The organism is Flavobacterium sp. 11, from assembly GCF_002754315.1.
In the GTDB taxonomy this organism is placed as follows: Bacteria; Bacteroidota; Bacteroidia; order Flavobacteriales; family Flavobacteriaceae; genus Flavobacterium; species Flavobacterium algoritolerans.
On the sequence record NZ_PEFE01000001.1, the window covers coordinates 1,582,110 to 1,600,004 of the forward strand.

The 17,895-nt window shown below is 34.2% G+C and carries 17 protein-coding genes; 14 read left to right on the plus strand and 3 right to left on the minus strand.

The window, feature by feature from the left end; genetic code table 11:
• Positions 1–5: 5 nt before the first annotated feature.
• A complete protein-coding gene (gene nadE, locus CLV00_RS06905) occupies positions 6–806 on the minus strand; it encodes an NAD(+) synthase (RefSeq protein WP_099714434.1) in 801 nt (266 codons plus the stop codon).
• Positions 807–906: 100 nt separating this feature from the next.
• Between nadE and gldB the strand changes: the two genes are divergently transcribed.
• Positions 907–1,863: a gliding motility lipoprotein GldB gene (gene gldB, locus CLV00_RS06910; RefSeq protein WP_099714435.1), complete on the plus strand. Its 957-nt coding sequence runs from the start codon at positions 907–909 to the stop codon at positions 1,861–1,863.
• Positions 1,863–2,198 (plus strand): gliding motility protein GldC, encoded by a 336-nt coding sequence (gene gldC / locus CLV00_RS06915; protein ID WP_091165314.1) that lies wholly within the window; start codon positions 1,863–1,865, stop codon positions 2,196–2,198. Before gldB ends, gldC begins: the two co-directional genes overlap by 1 nt.
• A gap of 78 nt (positions 2,199–2,276) precedes the next feature.
• Here gldC and yihA read toward each other — a convergent pair whose 3' ends face one another.
• Together yihA and CLV00_RS06925 are read right to left on the minus strand one after the other, a co-directional pair.
• On the minus strand, positions 2,277–2,897 hold the full coding sequence (yihA, locus tag CLV00_RS06920) for a ribosome biogenesis GTP-binding protein YihA/YsxC (RefSeq protein ID WP_099714436.1): 621 nt from the start codon (positions 2,895–2,897) through the stop codon (positions 2,277–2,279).
• Between the two features lie 33 nt (positions 2,898–2,930).
• The gene (locus CLV00_RS06925) at positions 2,931–3,704 is read right to left on the minus strand and encodes an alpha/beta fold hydrolase (RefSeq protein WP_099714437.1); all 774 of its coding nucleotides are present in this window, start codon (positions 3,702–3,704) and stop codon (positions 2,931–2,933) included.
• 381 nt (positions 3,705–4,085) lie between these two features.
• Between CLV00_RS06925 and mraZ the strand changes: the two genes are divergently transcribed.
• The 12 genes from mraZ to ftsA all read left to right on the plus strand — a co-directional run bounded on the left by mraZ (position 4,086) and on the right by ftsA (position 17,882).
• Entirely contained in the window at positions 4,086–4,559 is a 474-nt protein-coding gene (gene mraZ, locus CLV00_RS06930) for a division/cell wall cluster transcriptional repressor MraZ (RefSeq protein ID WP_099714438.1), read from the plus strand.
• Positions 4,534–5,442 (plus strand): 16S rRNA (cytosine(1402)-N(4))-methyltransferase RsmH, encoded by a 909-nt coding sequence (rsmH, locus tag CLV00_RS06935; protein ID WP_199074766.1) that lies wholly within the window; start codon positions 4,534–4,536, stop codon positions 5,440–5,442. The genes mraZ and rsmH overlap by 26 nt, the downstream gene beginning before the upstream one ends.
• Before the next feature lie 12 nt (positions 5,443–5,454).
• The gene (locus CLV00_RS06940) at positions 5,455–5,802 is read left to right on the plus strand and encodes an FtsL-like putative cell division protein (protein ID WP_099714439.1); all 348 of its coding nucleotides are present in this window, start codon (positions 5,455–5,457) and stop codon (positions 5,800–5,802) included.
• The gene (locus CLV00_RS06945) at positions 5,793–7,799 is read left to right on the plus strand and encodes a penicillin-binding protein (RefSeq protein WP_099714440.1); all 2,007 of its coding nucleotides are present in this window, start codon (positions 5,793–5,795) and stop codon (positions 7,797–7,799) included. The genes CLV00_RS06940 and CLV00_RS06945 overlap by 10 nt, the downstream gene beginning before the upstream one ends.
• Entirely contained in the window at positions 7,796–9,259 is a 1,464-nt protein-coding gene (locus CLV00_RS06950; protein ID WP_099714441.1) for a UDP-N-acetylmuramoyl-L-alanyl-D-glutamate--2,6-diaminopimelate ligase, read from the plus strand. The genes CLV00_RS06945 and CLV00_RS06950 overlap by 4 nt, the downstream gene beginning before the upstream one ends.
• 93 nt (positions 9,260–9,352) lie before the next feature.
• Positions 9,353–10,582 (plus strand): phospho-N-acetylmuramoyl-pentapeptide-transferase, encoded by a 1,230-nt coding sequence (mraY, locus tag CLV00_RS06955; protein ID WP_099714442.1) that lies wholly within the window; start codon positions 9,353–9,355, stop codon positions 10,580–10,582.
• A gap of 1 nt (position 10,583) precedes the next feature.
• Entirely contained in the window at positions 10,584–11,915 is a 1,332-nt protein-coding gene (murD, locus tag CLV00_RS06960) for a UDP-N-acetylmuramoyl-L-alanine--D-glutamate ligase (protein ID WP_099714443.1), read from the plus strand.
• A gap of 72 nt (positions 11,916–11,987) precedes the next feature.
• Entirely contained in the window at positions 11,988–13,274 is a 1,287-nt protein-coding gene (locus CLV00_RS06965; RefSeq protein ID WP_099714444.1) for an FtsW/RodA/SpoVE family cell cycle protein, read from the plus strand.
• A gap of 30 nt (positions 13,275–13,304) precedes the next feature.
• A complete protein-coding gene (gene murG / locus CLV00_RS06970) occupies positions 13,305–14,393 on the plus strand; it encodes an undecaprenyldiphospho-muramoylpentapeptide beta-N-acetylglucosaminyltransferase (RefSeq protein WP_099714445.1) in 1,089 nt (362 codons plus the stop codon).
• Positions 14,394–14,430: 37 nt separating this feature from the next.
• Complete coding sequence (gene murC, locus CLV00_RS06975; protein ID WP_099714446.1) at positions 14,431–15,780, plus strand: UDP-N-acetylmuramate--L-alanine ligase; 1,350 nt, start codon at positions 14,431–14,433, stop codon at positions 15,778–15,780.
• Positions 15,767–16,489 (plus strand): cell division protein FtsQ/DivIB, encoded by a 723-nt coding sequence (locus tag CLV00_RS06980; RefSeq protein WP_099714447.1) that lies wholly within the window; start codon positions 15,767–15,769, stop codon positions 16,487–16,489. The genes murC and CLV00_RS06980 overlap by 14 nt, the downstream gene beginning before the upstream one ends.
• Before the next feature lie 7 nt (positions 16,490–16,496).
• A complete protein-coding gene (gene ftsA, locus CLV00_RS06985; protein ID WP_099714448.1) occupies positions 16,497–17,882 on the plus strand; it encodes a cell division protein FtsA in 1,386 nt (461 codons plus the stop codon).
• Positions 17,883–17,895: the final 13 nt, after the last annotated feature.

The following is a 17,895-nucleotide window of genomic DNA, read 5'->3' on the forward strand; positions in this document are numbered from 1 at the left end:
CTTCTTTATTCTTTTGGGATAAAACAAACAGGAATTGCTGTCATTTTATGTTGATTGATCGTATTTAATCGCTTATAAATTTCGAAAACAACCTTTTCTCTTCCTGAAAAAGCATCTGAAGATTGTCCAGCTTCATCTTGGGTCATTGCCCATTCCAATTCGTCATAACTGGCACCTAATTGATCTTCATCAGTTCTTTCATCGCCAAATAATCCATCAGTAGGGGATGCATTTAAAATAGAGTCCGGAACTTTCAAATAACTTCCTAAAAGAAAGACTTCAGACTTCATTAAATCAGCAATAGGACTCAAATCAACTCCGCCATCACCATATTTTGTATAGAAACCCACTCCAAAATCTTCTACTTTATTTCCAGTTCCTGCGACTAATAAACAATGAATCCCCGCAAAGTAATACAGCGTTGTCATTCTTAATCGTGCTCGAGTATTGGCAAGAGATAAATGAAGTCTAGCTGTATCTGAAACATCTGGAACTGCTGTCTTGAAAGTTTCAAAAACTGAGGTCAAATCAGCTTCAATACTGGATACATTAGGGAATCTTTTTTTTAATTGTTCAATATGCTCCCGTCCACGAGTTACATGACTTTGTGCTTGATGGATGGGCATTTCAACACATAAAACTTTTAATCCTGTTTGTGCACATAATGTTGAGGTAACTGCCGAATCTACTCCTCCGGAAACTCCAATTACAAAACCATTTACTTTTGCATTTTCAGCATATGTTTTTAACCAATTTACAATGTGGGTATTCACTTTTTCAACTTGTAATGTGCTTTTTTTAGTCATAATAGTTTACGTTTTAAAAATCAGGAATGTATATTTGCAAAATCAATTTGTTGCGCGTTCGTTTCCTTAGATTCTTTGGAAACAAATTTAATTAATATATATGAAAAAATATCTGTTTCTTGTAGTCTTTTGTCTCTTTATTTTATCCTGTGACAAGAAAAACAAAGTAGAAAGTGCTGTTACAGCAATTCCTTTGGAAGTAAAAGTGGAGCGCTTTGATAAAATATTTTTTGAAACTCCACCACAGGATTTAGAAAAAGTAAAAAAACAGTTTCCGTTTTTTTTTCCTCCAGGAAATGATAATAGTGTTTGGTTGAGTAAAATGCAAGATCCCTTATGGAGAGAATTGTATGCAGAAGTTCAAAAAAAATATGGTGATTTTGAGCCCGTAAAATTAGAGTTAGAAACACTTTTTAAACATATCAAATACTATTTCCCTAAGACAAAAACGCCAAAAGTGATCACTATAATCTCTGAAATGGATTATAAAAATAAGGCTATTTATGCGGATAGTTTGGTGGTGATTTCACTTGAATTGTATTTAGGAAAGAATCATAAGTTTTATCAGTTTCCAAATTATTTAAAACAAAATTTTGAGGAAAGACAAATCGCTCCAGATGTAGTTTCGAGTTTTTCAGCAGGTAAAATTCCACCGGTTTTAGATAAAGATTTGTTAAGCCAAATGATTTATTATGGGAAGCAATTGTATTTAAAAGACTTACTTTTGCCGGATTATACCGATGCTGAAAAAATGGGATATACTCCAGAACAGATAACATGGTGTCAAGAAAATGAAAGTTACATGTGGCGTTATTTTATTGAAAAAGAAATGCTTTACAGTAATGATCAAAAATTAATTTCCCGGTTTATAAATCCGGCGCCATTTTCTAAATTTTATTTAGAAATTGATAATGAATCACCAGGGCAGGTTGGTGCCTGGATAGGATGGCAAATGGTACGCTCTTATATGATAAATAATGACGTGCCTTTGGTAGATTTATTAAAAACCAATGCAAAAGAAATATTTGTGAAATCAAAATACAAACCTAAAAAGTAATGTCGAATAAAAATACATCAGAAATTAAGTTTCTAATTGAATTAGATGAAAACCGTGTTCCGGAAAAATTAATGTGGTCTGCCAAAGACGGTGGAGTTGAACAAGAAGAGGCAAAAGCAATTATGTTGTCTATTTGGGACAGTAAGGCAAAAGAAAGTATGCGAATTGATTTATGGACTAAAGATATGCCGGTTGATGAAATGAAAATTTTCTTCCACCAGACTTTAGTGGCAATGTCTGAAACATTTAAACGTGCTACTGATGACGAGAAAATGGCAGATACCATGAAAGATTTCTGTGATTATTTTGCAGAGAAATTGGAGTTGACAAAATAGAATAACTAGCTTGCTAAAAAAATAAAATCCCAAAACTAAACTTTAGTTTTGGGATTTTTTATATTCTAAATATAGTTTTTAAAACTGACTATTGTTTTTGAAAACCTCTTGGTTTACCTCGTCAATATAACTTAATAATTCTTCTTTTCCAGTAGATTCTGTTGCGGAAGTAACAAAGTAATGTGGCATTTCGGCCCAATTGTTAGCGAACATTTTCTTTTTGTAAGCCGCAATATGAGAGTCAATTTTTACTTTACTGATTTTGTCAGCTTTGGTGAAAACAATACAAAAAGGAATTTCACTTTCGCCCATGTAGGACATGAATTCAATATCTATGGTTTGCGCTTCATGACGAATGTCAATCAGAACAAATGCACAAACTAATTGTTCTCTGGTTTCAAAATAATCAGTAATAAATTCCTGAAAAATTGATTTCGTTTTTTTAGAAACTTTAGCATAACCGTAACCCGGTAAATCTACAAGAAACCAATTGCTGTTAATCAAGAAATGATTAATTAATTGTGTTTTTCCTGGCCTTCCTGATGTTTTAGCTAGCTTTTTATGATTCGTTAGCATGTTTATCAAAGAGGACTTCCCAACATTTGATCGGCCAATAAAAGCGTATTCCGGCAAAAAGTCTTTTGGACATTTGGATACATCGGAGTTGCTGATAACAAATTCGGCAGTATTAATTTTCATTTTTTCTAGGTGTAAAATTCTCCTTTTTTAGGATTAGTGTACTGATAAATGTGTGTGTGTTAACCAGTCTTCTAATAAACGATTAAATTCATCAGGATGCTCCATCATAGCGGCGTGACCACATTTATCAATCCAGTATAAGGTAGAATTAGGTAATAATTTATTGAATTCTTCTGCAACATCCGGAGGCGTAACCTTGTCGTTTTTTCCCCAAATTATACAGGTTTGAACATGCATTTTCGGCAAATCTTTTGCCATGTTATGACGAATGGCGCTTTTGGCAATTGTCAATGTTTTTATCAATTTTATTCTGTCATTTACGGATTCGTAAACTTCATCAATAAGTTCTTTAGTGGCTACTTTTGGATCATAAAATACATCTTCAGCTTTTTTCTTGATGTATTCATAATCGCCTCTTTTAGGATAACTATCACCCATAGCGCTTTCATAAAGGCCAGAACTTCCGGTAATTACAAGTCCGGCTACTTTTTCGGGATACATTTTAGTGTGGTATAAAGCAATATGGCCGCCTAATGAATTTCCTAACAGAATTACTCTGTCCAGCCCCTTGAATGTGATAAAATCTTTAACATATTTCGCAAAACTTTTTACATTCGTTTTTAAAATGTTTTGAGTGTATATAGGTAAATCTGGAATGATTATTTTATATCCTTTTGTAGAAAAGTAACTTGCAACAGCATCAAAGTTGCTAAGTCCACCCATAAGCCCGTGTAAGATGACAATTGGAGTTCCTTCGCCAGCTTCGTAATAGCTATACCTACCTTCTTTTTTATAGTGTTTTTCCATTTTTTTTGAATGCGGATTTTCAATTTTGACAAATATAGGATTTAATAAATAAAAAAGAATTTTTACAACAATTTTTAATTGTAAAATTATGCGTGTTGTTATAAAAATAGGCTTCTCTTTTTTGTGTATTTGAGCTTCAAATTTTAATTATTTTGAACTTGTTATTACCATTTTAAATTGAAATTTCATTGTATTTCACCTCCTTTTTTTAATAACATTACCTTTCTTACAAATAAAACAAAAGAGAGCTAACGTTCTGACTGTCCAAAAATTAAGGGTTTTTGTTTCAAAGTGGTTAAACTTATTAACAAAGTGGGATATAGTGGTAAATTGTGGTAATATTTTTTATATTTTTGCTCAACATCATTTAAAACTTTTTGATTGGATACAATTATTGGAACATATGAATGTAAAGTCGATGCTAAAGGAAGGTTGCTGTTGCCAGCGCCTTTGAAAAAGCAATTGGCTGCTTCACTTCAAAACGGCTTTGTTTTGAAGCGTTCCGTGTTTCAACCCTGTTTGGAGTTGTATCCTATGAGCGAATGGGATTTGATGATGCAAAAAATCAATAAACTGAATCGATTCGTGAAGAAAAACAATGACTTTATCCGCAGGTTTACTGCTGGAGTTAAAGTGGTTGAGATAGATGCTTTAGGTAGGCTATTAGTACCAAAGGATTTGGTGATGTTTGCGAGTATTACTAAAGAGGTTGTGTTCTCATCAGCAGTGAATATTGTTGAGATTTGGGATAAAGATTTATACGAAAAATCAATAAATGGTGAGGATGTTGATTTTGCAGATTTGGCAGAAGAAGTAATGGGAAATATAAATGACGACGACAATGGAATATCATAATCCGGTTTTGCTTCATGCATCAGTAGATGGTTTAAATATTAAGCCAGACGGCATTTATGTTGATGTCACTTTTGGTGGTGGAGGACATTCGAAAGAAATATTGAAAAGACTCGGGCCAAACGGAAAGCTGTTTGCTTTCGATCAGGATGAAGATGCTTTGGCGAATGCTTTGCCTGATGAAAGATTTACGCTGATTAATGAGAATTTCCGTTTTATAAAACGGTTTTTGCGTTTTTATGGGGTGAAAAGTGTTGATGGAATCTTGGCAGATTTAGGGGTTTCCTCCCATCAGTTTGACGTTCCTGAAAGAGGTTTTTCTACTCGTTTTGATGCGGGGTTGGATATGAGAATGAGTCAAAAAAATGATTTGAATGCCTATCGGGTTGTCAATGAATATGATGATGCGAATTTGAGAAGGGTGTTCTTGGATTATGGAGAATTGAAAAATGCACCTGCTTTGTCCAGAACAATTATAGAAGCCAGAGAGGAACAGCCAATCAAGACAACTGATGAATTAAAAGAGGTCTTGGCGAGATATTTACCGGAAAGAGTTAGGAATAAAATATTGGCTCAAATTTACCAGGCGATTCGAATTGAAGTGAATCAGGAAATGGATGTTTTGAAAGAATTTTTGGAACAATCTTTAGAAATATTGAATCCAGGCGGAAGATTGAGCGTGATTTCATATCATTCATTAGAAGATCGATTGGTGAAAAGATTTATGAAAAACGGAATGTTTGAAGGAGAACCTGAACGTGACTTTTTTGGTAATTTTTCAGTGCCATTTAAAACGGTAGGAAAATTAATTGTTCCGGATAATGCTGAAATAAAAGAGAACAATAGAGCAAGAAGTGCCAAATTAAGAATTGCTGAGAAGATATAATTAGTCATAAAAATGAAAAACGGAGTTTACAGCCTATTGAAAGCGCGGTTTCTTATAAATGATGATGCGGTAAAAAACTGGCGGTTTATTGTTTTTGTAATTCTATTGGCGATTGTTATGATTGCTAATACACAGCGATTTGAGCAGAAAGTATTTAGGATTGCAGAGTTGACAAATCAGGTAAAAGAGTTGCGTTCAGAATTTGTGGACAGACGCTCAGAATTAATGAAATTAAAAATGGAATCGACTGTTTCTGAAAAAATGATAGCAAAAGAAATTTTTCCCTCAACAGTTCCTCCAATAAAAATAAAGGTTAAAAAAGAAGAAGAAAAAAGCTTTTTCAAAAAAATATGGCAGTAGAAGATAAATACATATCGTACAGAATTTATCTGGTTGCATTCGCTATCTTATTGATGGCTATTGCTATTGCTGTAAAATTGACAAATATTCAATGGGTCGAAGGTGATTATTATAGAAAATTAGCCAAGGAAAGAACCGTTAAGAATTTTGTGATTCCAGCAAATAAAGGAAATATATATTCTGCAGACGGAAGCCTTTTAGCTACTTCTATTCCGAATTATGAAATACGTTTTGATGCCGTGGCTCCAAAAGCTGAAGCATTTGAAAAAAATGTTAAGTCATTGTCAGATTCATTGGCATCGGTTTTAGGAAAACCATCTAATTTTTTTGAAAACGAATTAAGAAAAGCCAGGGCTAATAAAAACAGATATTATTTAGTTGCCCGTAAATTAAGTTATACACAGTATTCTAAAATAAAAAGCTTTCCGTTGTTCAATTTGGGTGCTTACAAGGGCGGAATTATAATTGAACAAGAAACTGTAAGAGAACACCCAATTGGTAAAATCGCTGAAAGAACTATTGGTTACGATAGAATTGATGAAAGTGGCCAATTAAAACGAGTAGGAATAGAAGGTGCTTTTGGAAAATATCTAAATGGAAAAGACGGTAAAATTCTAAAACAAAAAATTGCAAAAGGGCAATGGAAACCCATTCGTGACGTAAACGAAGTTGATCCGCAAGATGGATACGATGTAATTTCTACTATTGATGTTTACATTCAAGATATTGCGCATCATGCCTTGTTGAAACAATTGGAAGAATATGGCGCTGAACATGGTTGTGTGGTGGTTATGGAAACCAAAACCGGTCAGGTTAAAGCGATTTCTAATTTGGGAAGAGACGAGAAATCAGGTAATTATTATGAAACCATAAATTATGCTGTTGCAGAATCTCATGAACCAGGTTCTACCTTCAAATTGGTTGATATGATTGCGCTTTTGGATGATAATAAAGTCGATACATCTAAGGTTTACGATAGTCGTGGTGGTGTTATAACTTACAGAGGTGATAAAGTTCGTGATTCGCATGAAGGCGGATATGGAAAAATATCGCTTGGAAAAGGCTTTGAAGTTTCTTCCAATACTATTTTAGTTCAGGCTGTTGTAGAAAATTATAAAAATAATCCACAGCAATTTATCGATAGAATAAATAAAATGGGTTTGAACAAACCTCTTGGATTACCATTTCAAGGCGAAGGAAAACCGATTGTTCACCAAACATCAGATAAAAATTGGAATCCTAATATTTTACCATGGATGGCTTTTGGATATAGTGTTGCAATGACACCTTTGCAAACTTTGACTTTATATAATGCTGTTGCAAATAACGGAGAAATGGTAAAACCACAATTCGTTTCAGAAATTAAAGAATGGAATAAAACCATCAAGAAATACGATAAACAAATTATCAATCCGAAGATTTGTTCAGATGCAACTATCAAAAAATTAAAAGCGCTTTTATCAAATGTGGTAAAAAGAGGAACAGGTGCAAAGCTATATTCTAAAGATTTTTCTATGGCAGGAAAAACAGGAACTGCGCAAGCCAATTATGGGAAAAATGGCGGAAATGACAAACATTATATTTCATCTTTCGTAGGATTTTTTCCTGCTGAACATCCTAAATATTCTTGCATTGTTGTAGTTCATGCGCCAAATACATCAATGAATAATTATTATGGAGCTGATGTTGCCGGACCAGTTTTCAAGAGAATTGCTCAAAAGATTTTCACCGATGCGCCTTCAACAAATGAGATTAAAAATCTAAATAGGAAAATACAAAAGCAGGAGAATAATTATGATTCTTACTTTGTTAAATCAGAAAAGAAATTGCAATTAATTCCAAATGTGAAAGGAATGTCTGGAATGGATGCGGTTGCTTTATTAGAGAATTTAGGTATAAAAGTAAAGGCTGTTGGAGTTGGTAAAGTGAAAAAACAATCACTTGCTGCGGGTCAGAATATTGTTAAAAATACAACTATACTATTGGAATTATCATGAGTATATTAAAAGATATATTGTATAAAGTAGCTATCGAAGCTGTAAAAGGTTCGACGGATATTACTATTAATAAAATGGATTTCGATTCTAGAAAAATCGGGTCTAATGATATTTTTGTGGCTATTCGTGGCTCCATTTCTGATGGTCACGATTTTATAGAAAAAGCAATTGAGCAGGGTGCTGTAGCGGTTATATGCGATACATTTCCGGAGAATATTGCTAAAGGAATTACTTATGTTCAGGTAAAAGATACGAATTCGGCCTTGGCATTTATGGCTGCAAATTATTTTGGAGATCCTTCTCAAAACTTGAAATTGGTTGGAATTACGGGAACAAACGGTAAAACGACCATTGCTTCTTTGTTGTACCAATTGTTTAAAAAAGCAGGTTTTAAAGTTGGATTACTTTCGACAGTAAAAATTTTGGTTGATGATGTTGAATATAAAGCGACTCACACGACTCCAGATTCAATTACGATAAATCATTACCTAAAGGAGATGGTTGAAAACGGTGTCGAATACTGTTTTATGGAAGTGAGTTCTCATGGAATTCATCAAAAAAGAACCGAAGCGTTGCATTTTGTTGGCGGTATTTTTACCAATTTGTCTCACGATCATTTGGATTACCATCCAACGTTTGCAGAATACAGAGATGTGAAAAAATCGTTTTTCGATAATTTGCCAAAAACAGCATTTGCATTGTCCAATATTGATGATAAAAATGGACAAGTGATGTTGCAGAATACTGTGGCAAAAAAACTGACCTATGCCTTAAAATCATATGCCGATTATAAAGCACAAATTCTGGAAAATCAATTGTCAGGTTTGTTATTGAAAATAAATGGAAATGAAGTTTGGGTAAAACTGATAGGAACATTTAATGCCTATAATTTATTGGCTATTTATGGAACTGCGATAGAACTGGGAATGGAAAGTTTAGAAGTACTTCGATTATTATCTGATTTAGAAAGTGTTTCGGGACGTTTTCAATTTATTGTTTCTGCTTCAAATATTACAGCGATTGTAGATTATGCGCATACACCGGATGCATTAGAAAATGTGCTAAAAACGATTAATGACATTCGTACAAAAAACGAACAACTAATTACGGTTGTAGGTTGTGGCGGAAATAGAGATAAAACCAAGCGACCAATTATGGCTGGCATTGCGTCGGATTTAAGTGATAAAGCAATTTTTACTTCGGATAATCCAAGAAATGAAGACCCAGAAGCAATTATTGCAGAAATGGAATTAGGCGTTGCTCCTCAGAATTATAAAAAAATGTTGACCATAACCGATAGGAAACAAGCTATAAAAACGGCTTGCCAATTGGCTCAGCCCAATGATATTATTTTAATTGCCGGGAAAGGACATGAAACGTATCAGGAAATAAATGGTATCCGTCATGATTTTGACGATATGAAAATAGTTAAAGAAATATTAGATCAACTAGGAAAATAAAAGTTTAATCGTTGATTTGGTTAACTGTTTAATCTAATAGTAATCAAATCAGCAAATAAACAAATCAACGATTAACCAAATAAACAAAGATATATGCTATACTATTTATTTGAATATTTAGACAAAATATTAGATGTTCCTGGAACAGGTGTTTTTCAGTACATCACTTTTAGATCAGCGTTAGCATTGATGCTTTCTTTGCTATTGTCTACAATTTATGGTAAAAGAATCATCCGTTTTCTGCAAAGGCAGCAAGTGGGAGAAACCGTTCGTGAACTTGGTCTGGCTGGTCAAAATGAAAAAGCGGGAACACCAACAATGGGTGGGTTAATTATCATATTTGCTACTCTGGTTCCAGTTGTGCTTTTTGCAAAACTGCATAACATCTACATTGTTTTGTTGATTGTAACCACACTTTGGATGGGAACAATTGGTTTTATAGATGATTATATCAAAATTTTCAAGAAAGATAAAGAAGGATTAAAAGGAATATTCAAAGTTGTAGGACAAGTAGGTCTTGGTTTAATAGTAGGTACGGTTCTTTATTTTAGTCCTGGTGTTACGGTTCGTACAGATACTTCTACATCGGATATTTTTAAAGTGCCAGCACAAACGGTGATTTTGCCTGCGCCAGTTGAAGAAAAATCTACGGCTACTACAATCCCGTTCTTTAAAAATAATGAATTTGATTATGCTGAATTATTAGCATGGACTGGCGAAGGATATGAAAAATGGGCTTGGTTAATTTTTATTCCAGTTGTTATTTTTATTATAACGGCAGTTTCTAATGGTGCTAATTTAACGGATGGAATTGATGGACTTGCCGCAGGAACTTCTGCTGTTTCAGTTCTGGCGTTAGGAATATTTACGTTCGTTTCAGGAAATATAATTTTCTCCAATTACTTGAATATAATGTATATCCCTAATTCAGGGGAAATGACGGTTTTTATAGCCGCATTTGTGGGATCATTGATTGGATTTCTTTGGTACAACTCGTACCCGGCATCGGTATTTATGGGCGATACAGGAAGTTTGACTATTGGTGGAATTATTGCAGTTCTGGCAATTGCCGTTCGAAAAGAAATGTTGATTCCTTTATTGTGCGGAATTTTCCTTGTCGAAAATCTATCGGTGGTTTTACAAGTAAGTTATTTTAAGTATACCAAGAAACGCTTTGGCGAAGGCCGAAGAATATTTTTAATGTCTCCTTTACATCATCATTATCAGAAGAAAGGGTATCATGAAAGTAAAATAGTAACGCGTTTTTGGATTGTTGCCATAATGCTCGCCATACTGTCAATTGTTACCTTAAAATTAAGATAACATGAGGTTAGTAATCTTAGGTGGAGGAGAAAGTGGTGTAGGTACTGCTATTCTGGGCAAGAAAAAAGGATATGAAGTTTTTGTATCTGATTTCGGAAAGATAAAAGGGAATTACAAAGAGGTTCTTATCATTAATGGAATAGCTTGGGAAGAGGAAAAGCATACCGAAGATTTGATTTTGAATGCTGATGTGGTCATGAAAAGTCCAGGAATTCCGGATAAATCTCCAATAGTAAAAAAGCTTATTGAAAAAGGAATTCCAGTATTATCTGAAATTGAATTCGCTGCACCTTTTACAGATGCAACCATAATAGGGATTACCGGTAGTAATGGAAAGACAACTACCACAATGCTTACCCATCATTTGCTGAAATCTGCAGGATTAAATGTAGGATTGGGAGGGAATATTGGAAAGAGTTTTGCCTGGCAAGTAGCAGATAATAAATATGATTCTTATGTGCTGGAGTTGAGCAGTTTTCAATTGGACGGAATCTTGAATTTTAAGCCACATATTGCCATTATTACGAATATTAGTCCAGATCATTTAGATCGATACGATTACAAATATGAGAATTACATTGATGCAAAGTTTAGAATTACGATGAATCAAACCGAGGAAGATTACCTCATTTATGATGCCGATGATGAAGCCATTACAGAATGGTTTAAGACACATACAACAAAAGCCAAATTAATTCCTTTTTCATTGACTAAAACTTTCAGCGAAGGAGCTTATATAAAAAACAACAAAATGGAAATTTCAATCAATCACGAAGAGTTTACAATGGACACAGGACATATTGCATTAGAAGGAAAACATAACATGAAAAACGCAATGGCAGCAACCTCTGTGGCAAAATTGATGCAGATTAGAAAATCTACAATACGTGAAAGTTTATCTAATTTTCAGGGAGTGGAACACCGTCTTGAAAAAGTATTGAAAATTCAGAATGTACAATATATCAATGATTCAAAAGCAACTAATGTAAACGCCACTTTTTTTGCATTAGACAGCATGAATACACCTACAGTTTGGATTGTGGGAGGTGTTGATAAAGGAAATGATTACAATGAATTGATGTCATTAGTTCGTGAAAAAGTAAAAGCGATTATCTGTCTTGGTGTGGATAATAAAAAAATCATTGATGTTTTTGGTAACGTAGTCGATATAATGATTGAAGTCTCTACTATGAATGATGCCGTGAAAATGGCTCAAAGATTATCAGAAAAAGGCGATACGGTTTTATTGTCTCCTGCATGTGCCAGTTTCGATTTATTCGAAAACTACGAAGACAGAGGAAAACAATTCAAACAAGCAGTTAAGAATTTATAGGAATGTTTAAGGTTTAACGTTTAAGGTTGAGAAACTTTAAACGTTAAACACAAAACTTTAAACTAATAAGAAATGAAACAACTAGTCAACAATTTAAAAGGAGATAAAGGTATTTGGTCATTCGTGGCCTTATTGGCTTTGTTTTCATTTATGCCTGTTTTTAGTGCTAGTAGTAATTTGGCTTATATCGGTCAAGGAAACGGAAATACATTGGGTTATTTGGTTAAACATATTGTGCATATCTGTATTGGTTTTACCATTATTTTCATGGTGCATAAAGTACCTTACCACTATTTCAAGGCTGTTTCCAAAGGAGCGTTGTATATTGTTTGGGTATTATTGGCCTACACATTAATAAAGGGAACAGTAATTGCTGGTGCCAATGCCAGTCGATGGATTCAGGTTCCGTTCATAGGGGTTACGTTTCAAACTTCAACATTGGCAGCAATGGTGTTGTTTATTTTTGTAGCGCGTTATTTGTCTAAAACTCGAGAAGTTCCTATTTCTTTTAAATCCTCAATTTGGGAGCTTTGGTTGCCGGTATTCATTACGTTGGCATTCATTCTTCCGGCCAATTTTTCTACTACGGCATTAATTTTCTCCATGGTGTTGATGTTGGTTTTCATTGGAAAATATCCGTTGCGTTATATTGGCATAGTTGTAGGGTCAGGAATAGTATTTCTTGCATTTTTTATTCTTGTGGCTAAAGCTTTTCCGGATGCTTTTCCTAATCGTGTCGATACTTGGATTAGTCGTATTGATAATTTTACCAGTGATAAACCCGATGAAGATGATTATCAAATAGAGAAAGCTAAAATTGCTATAGCTTCGGGAAAAATATATGGATTAGGTCCTGGAAAAAGTGTTCAAAAGAACTTTTTGCCGCAATCTTCTTCCGATTTTATTTTTGCCATAATCGTGGAGGAATATGGGCTTTTAGGCGGCTTAGGAGTACTGATGTTGTATTTATTGTTGTTGTTTCGATTTGTAATAGCATCGCATAAAGCCAATTCACTGTTTGGAAAATTAGTAGTTGTGGGATTGGGTTTTCCCATGATATTTCAGGCGATGGTAAATATGGCTGTAGCGGTTGAATTATTGCCGGTTACGGGACAAACATTGCCCTTAATCAGTAGTGGAGGAAGTTCAATCTGGATGACTTGTTTTGCACTTGGAATCATCATTAGTGTTACGAAAAAAGAAGAAGAAATTGCGCAGGAATTGAAAGATGCTGCCAAGAGAGAAGAAGCGCTTCAAAAATTAATTGACCGGGAATTAGAAGAGGAAGAGGTTGTAGCGGAGAATTATTCGATAGAAGATAAAGCTAATAATCCGATGCACGCGGTTTTAAATAAATAAGTGGTTTTATAAAATTAGAAATTAATAAAAATGAAACAGTATAAATTCATATTAAGTGGTGGCGGAACGGGTGGACATATCTATCCTGCAATTGCTATTGCAAATGAATTAAAAGCTCGTTTTCCTGATGCAGATTTTCTTTTTGTAGGTGCCAAAGACAAAATGGAAATGCAAAAAGTGCCTCAGGCAGGTTACAATATAAAAGGGCTTTGGATATCAGGTTTACAACGTAGATTGACATTTGACAATGCTCTTTTTCCAATTAAGTTGCTTTCAAGTTTATTAAAATCCCGAACAATAATCAAACAGTTCAAGCCAGATGTGGTTATTGGAACAGGTGGTTTTGCAAGTGGTCCGTTATTACAAGCAGCCGCAATTGCAGGAATTCCAACAGTGATTCAAGAACAAAATTCCTTTCCGGGAATTACCAATAAACTGTTGAGTAAAAAGGCAAACAAAATTTGTGTTGCTTATGAAAATCTGGAACGATTTTTTCCAAAAGAGAAAATGATTTTGACTGGAAATCCAGTTCGTCAGGATTTAATTGATATCGTAAGTAAAAGAGAAGAAGCAATTCAATATTTTAATTTAGATTCAAATAAAAAAACATTGTTGGTTCTTGGAGGAAGCCTTGGAGCGAGAAGAGTAAACCAATTAATCGAAAAAGAGTTAGCCAATATGCTTTCTCAAAATGTTCAGGTCATCTGGCAATGCGGAAAGTTGTATTTAGAAGATTATAAAAAATACAATTCAGCAAATGTTCAGGTAGTCGCTTTTATTGAAAGAATGGATTTAGTTTATGCAGCGGCAGATATTGTTATTTCTCGTGCAGGTGCCTCATCCGTTTCGGAGTTGTGTATTGTGGGTAAACCGGTAATTTTTATTCCGTCCCCAAATGTTGCCGAAGACCATCAAACTAAAAATGCACAAGCCATAGTCGATAAAAAAGGAGCTTTGATGCTGAAAGAATCAGAACTTGAATCACAGTTCAGTCTTGTTTTTGAAGTCTTGTTGAAAGATCAGGGAAAGCAAAATCAGCTGAGTGAAAATATAAAATTATTGGCTATGCCAGAAGCAACAAAACAAATTGTTGACGAAATTGTAAAGCTAATTAGATAGAAATAAAAAAGATAATACACCAAAGACTCAAAATAAAATGAACTTAAATCAAATACATAACGTCTATTTTATCGGAATCGGAGGCATTGGGATGAGTAATTTGGCTCGTTATTTCAAGAATCTGGGCAAGAATGTCTCAGGTTATGATAAAACACCATCGGCTCTTACTAATGAATTAATAGAAAGTGGAATTTCAATTCATTTTGAAGACAGCATTGATGCGATTCCAAAAGATTTTTACATAGAAAATACTTTGGTGATTATTACGCCGGCTGTTCCTAAGACGCATTCAGAGTGGAATTATTTCTTGGAAAGAGATTTTCAAGTTAAGAAAAGAGCAGAGGTTTTAGGAATAATTACAAAAGACACTTTTTGTTTTGCAGTTGCCGGAACACACGGAAAAACAACAACATCAGGAATTTTAGGGCATATTTTGAACGAAAGTGGTGCCGATGTTACTGCTTTTATTGGAGGAATTGTTGAGAATTATAATTCGAATTTGATAGGAAGTGGAAAAACAGTAACTGTTGTTGAAGCCGATGAATTTGATCGTTCATTCCTGCATTTACATCCCAATATTGCCTGTATAACTTCTATGGATGCGGATCATTTGGATATTTACGGTACCAGTGAAGCAATTGAGGAATCTTTCCTTGAATTTGCTTCCAAAATAGAAGATAAAAGCAATCTTTTTATAACAAAAGAATTACCAATAGAAGGTGTAACCTGTGCTGTAAACGAAGATGCTGTTTTTAAAGCTTTTAATGTTAGAATAGGAAATGGCAGCTATGTTTTTGATGTACAAACGCCTACAGAAGTAATTAAAGATTTACATTTTGGTTTACCGGGAAGACATAATTTAATGAATGCATTAATGGCTATCGCAATGGCAAAATTATTCGGCACCCCAACCGATGCCATTGCAAAAGCCATTATGTCATTTAAGGGAATAAAAAGAAGATTTTCGTATCAGATTAAAACAGAAGCGAAGGTTTATATTGATGATTATGCACATCATCCAACGGAGATAAATGCAGTGCATCAGGCGGTTCGAGAATTGTATCCAAACCAAAAAGTTTTGGCAGTTTTTCAACCCCATTTGTTTAGTAGAACGAGAGATTTTGCTGATGATTTTGCTAAAAGTTTATCTGCTTTTGATGACATAATTTTATTGGATATTTATCCGGCCCGTGAATTGCCAATGGAAGGAATAAACTCACAATGGCTGATGGATAAAATGATTAATAGTCATAAAAAAATAGTAGTTAAAGACGATTTGATTGCAACAATTTTAGCAAGTGATGCTCCCATAATTGTAACGATTGGAGCTGGAGATATTGGAGAATTAGTACCATCAATTAAAAAAGCGATAAATGAGACTCTTTAATTGGACAAATATTCGATTATTACTGATGTTTGTGTTGGTAATTTTTCTGTTTTCGTTTACGTCAAATCGTAATGCAAATAGAAAATTGACGAAATCTGCCGTTATTTTTGTAGGAGATAACGCTCCTTTTGTAAAGCAAGAAACGGTTAATAAATTGTTAATAGAAAATAAAAAAGATGCATCAAGCATTCAAAAAGTTAATTTAGATTTGAATAAACTGGAAACAACTCTCAACGCACAAGAAATGATTGAAAGATCAGATGTATTTGTGAGTATTGATGGGGTGTTAAAAGCAGTGGTGAAACAAAAAACTCCTATTGCTAGAGTTTTTGATAATAGCGGTTCTTTTTATATTGATTACGAAGGTAATAGAATGCCATTGTCAACTAATTTTACAGCTAGAGTTCCACTTGTTTCAGGGGGAATAAATAAAAAAAATAACGAAGATTTATCCGATTTATTTCGCTTAATCTATGACGATGCGTTTTTGAAAAAAAACATCATCGGAATTCAAATTATGCCTAATGGAAGCTTAAAAATGCTCAATAGAAATTTTGATTATCAAATTGATTTTGGTAGAATGATCAATGTCGAGCGTAAATTCAAGAATTATAAAGCTTTTTTTCAAAAAGCGGTTTTAGATAGTTCGTTGTATAAATATAAAAAAATTGACCTCCGATTTACGGAACAAGTAGTTTGCACTAAATAAATAGATAATGGAAAAAGAGAATATTGCAGTAGGTCTAGATATTGGGACAACTAAAATAGTTGCCATGATAGGCAAGAAGAATGAGTATGGGAAATTAGAAATTTTAGGTGTTGGAAAATCTAAAAGTTTAGGTGTGGCCAGAGGTGTGGTAAATAACATCACTCAAACCATACAATCAATACAACAAGCGATTCAAGAAGCCGAAAATAATTCAGGCTATAAAATAAAAGATGTAGTGGTAGGAATAGCGGGACAACACATCCGCAGTATTCAGCATACTGATTACATCAGCAGAAGCAATCCCGAAGAAGTAATTGGCGGGAATGACATTCAGCTTTTGATTGACCAAGTAAATAAATTGGCAATGTTACCTGGCGAAGAAATTATACATGTTTTGCCACAGGAATTTAAAATTGACGGACAATCCGAAATCAAAGAGCCTATCGGGATGTATGGTGGAAGATTAGAGTCTAGTTTTCATGTTGTAGTAGGACAAGCATCATCGATTCGTAATGTAGGCAGATGTATTCAAAGTTCTGGAATCGAATTGTCAGGATTGACCTTGGAACCATTGGCTTCAGCTGATGCCGTTTTGAGTCAGGAAGAAAAAGAAGCTGGAGTTGCGTTGATTGATATTGGTGGTGGAACAACAGACTTGGCTATTTTCAAAGATGGTATTATTCGTCACACAGCGGTAATTCCTTTTGGAGGAAATGTGATTACAGATGATATCAAAGAAGGATGTTCGATCATTGAAAAGCAGGCTGAATTATTGAAAGTGAAATTTGGATCAGCTTGGCCAGGAGAAAATAAAGACAACGAGATTGTTTCTATTCCAGGATTAAGAGGTAGAGAACCAAAAGAGATTTCGTTGAAAAATCTATCTAAAATAATCCATGCTCGTGTTGTGGAAATTGTAGATCAGGTATTCACTGAAGTGAAAGCTTACGGACACGAAGATCCTCGCAAAAAATTAATTGCAGGAATTGTGCTTACTGGTGGTGGTGCGCAATTGAAACACATCAAACAGTTAGTGGAATACATTACTGGAATGGATACTAGAATTGGATATCCAAACGAACATTTGGCTGGAAATTCAGATGAGGAGATTTCAAGTCCTTTGTATGCAACAGCAGTCGGATTAGTAATGAAAAGCATTGAGAATAAAACACAAAGTGCAATAAGAATGGACGCCATTGAACAACCTAAAGCTCCGGTATACCGACAAGCAGTTGTTCAAAATCCGGTAGTGAATGAAGTTCTTGAGAAAGAGGAAGAAGAAGAGGATCAAAACTCAAATGAGAAACATAATTCTACCGTAAACAGGATTCAAAGAAATTTCTTTGACCGTTATGTTGATAAGATTAAGGATTTCTTAGATAATGCAGAATAGGGCAGTGCCCAGA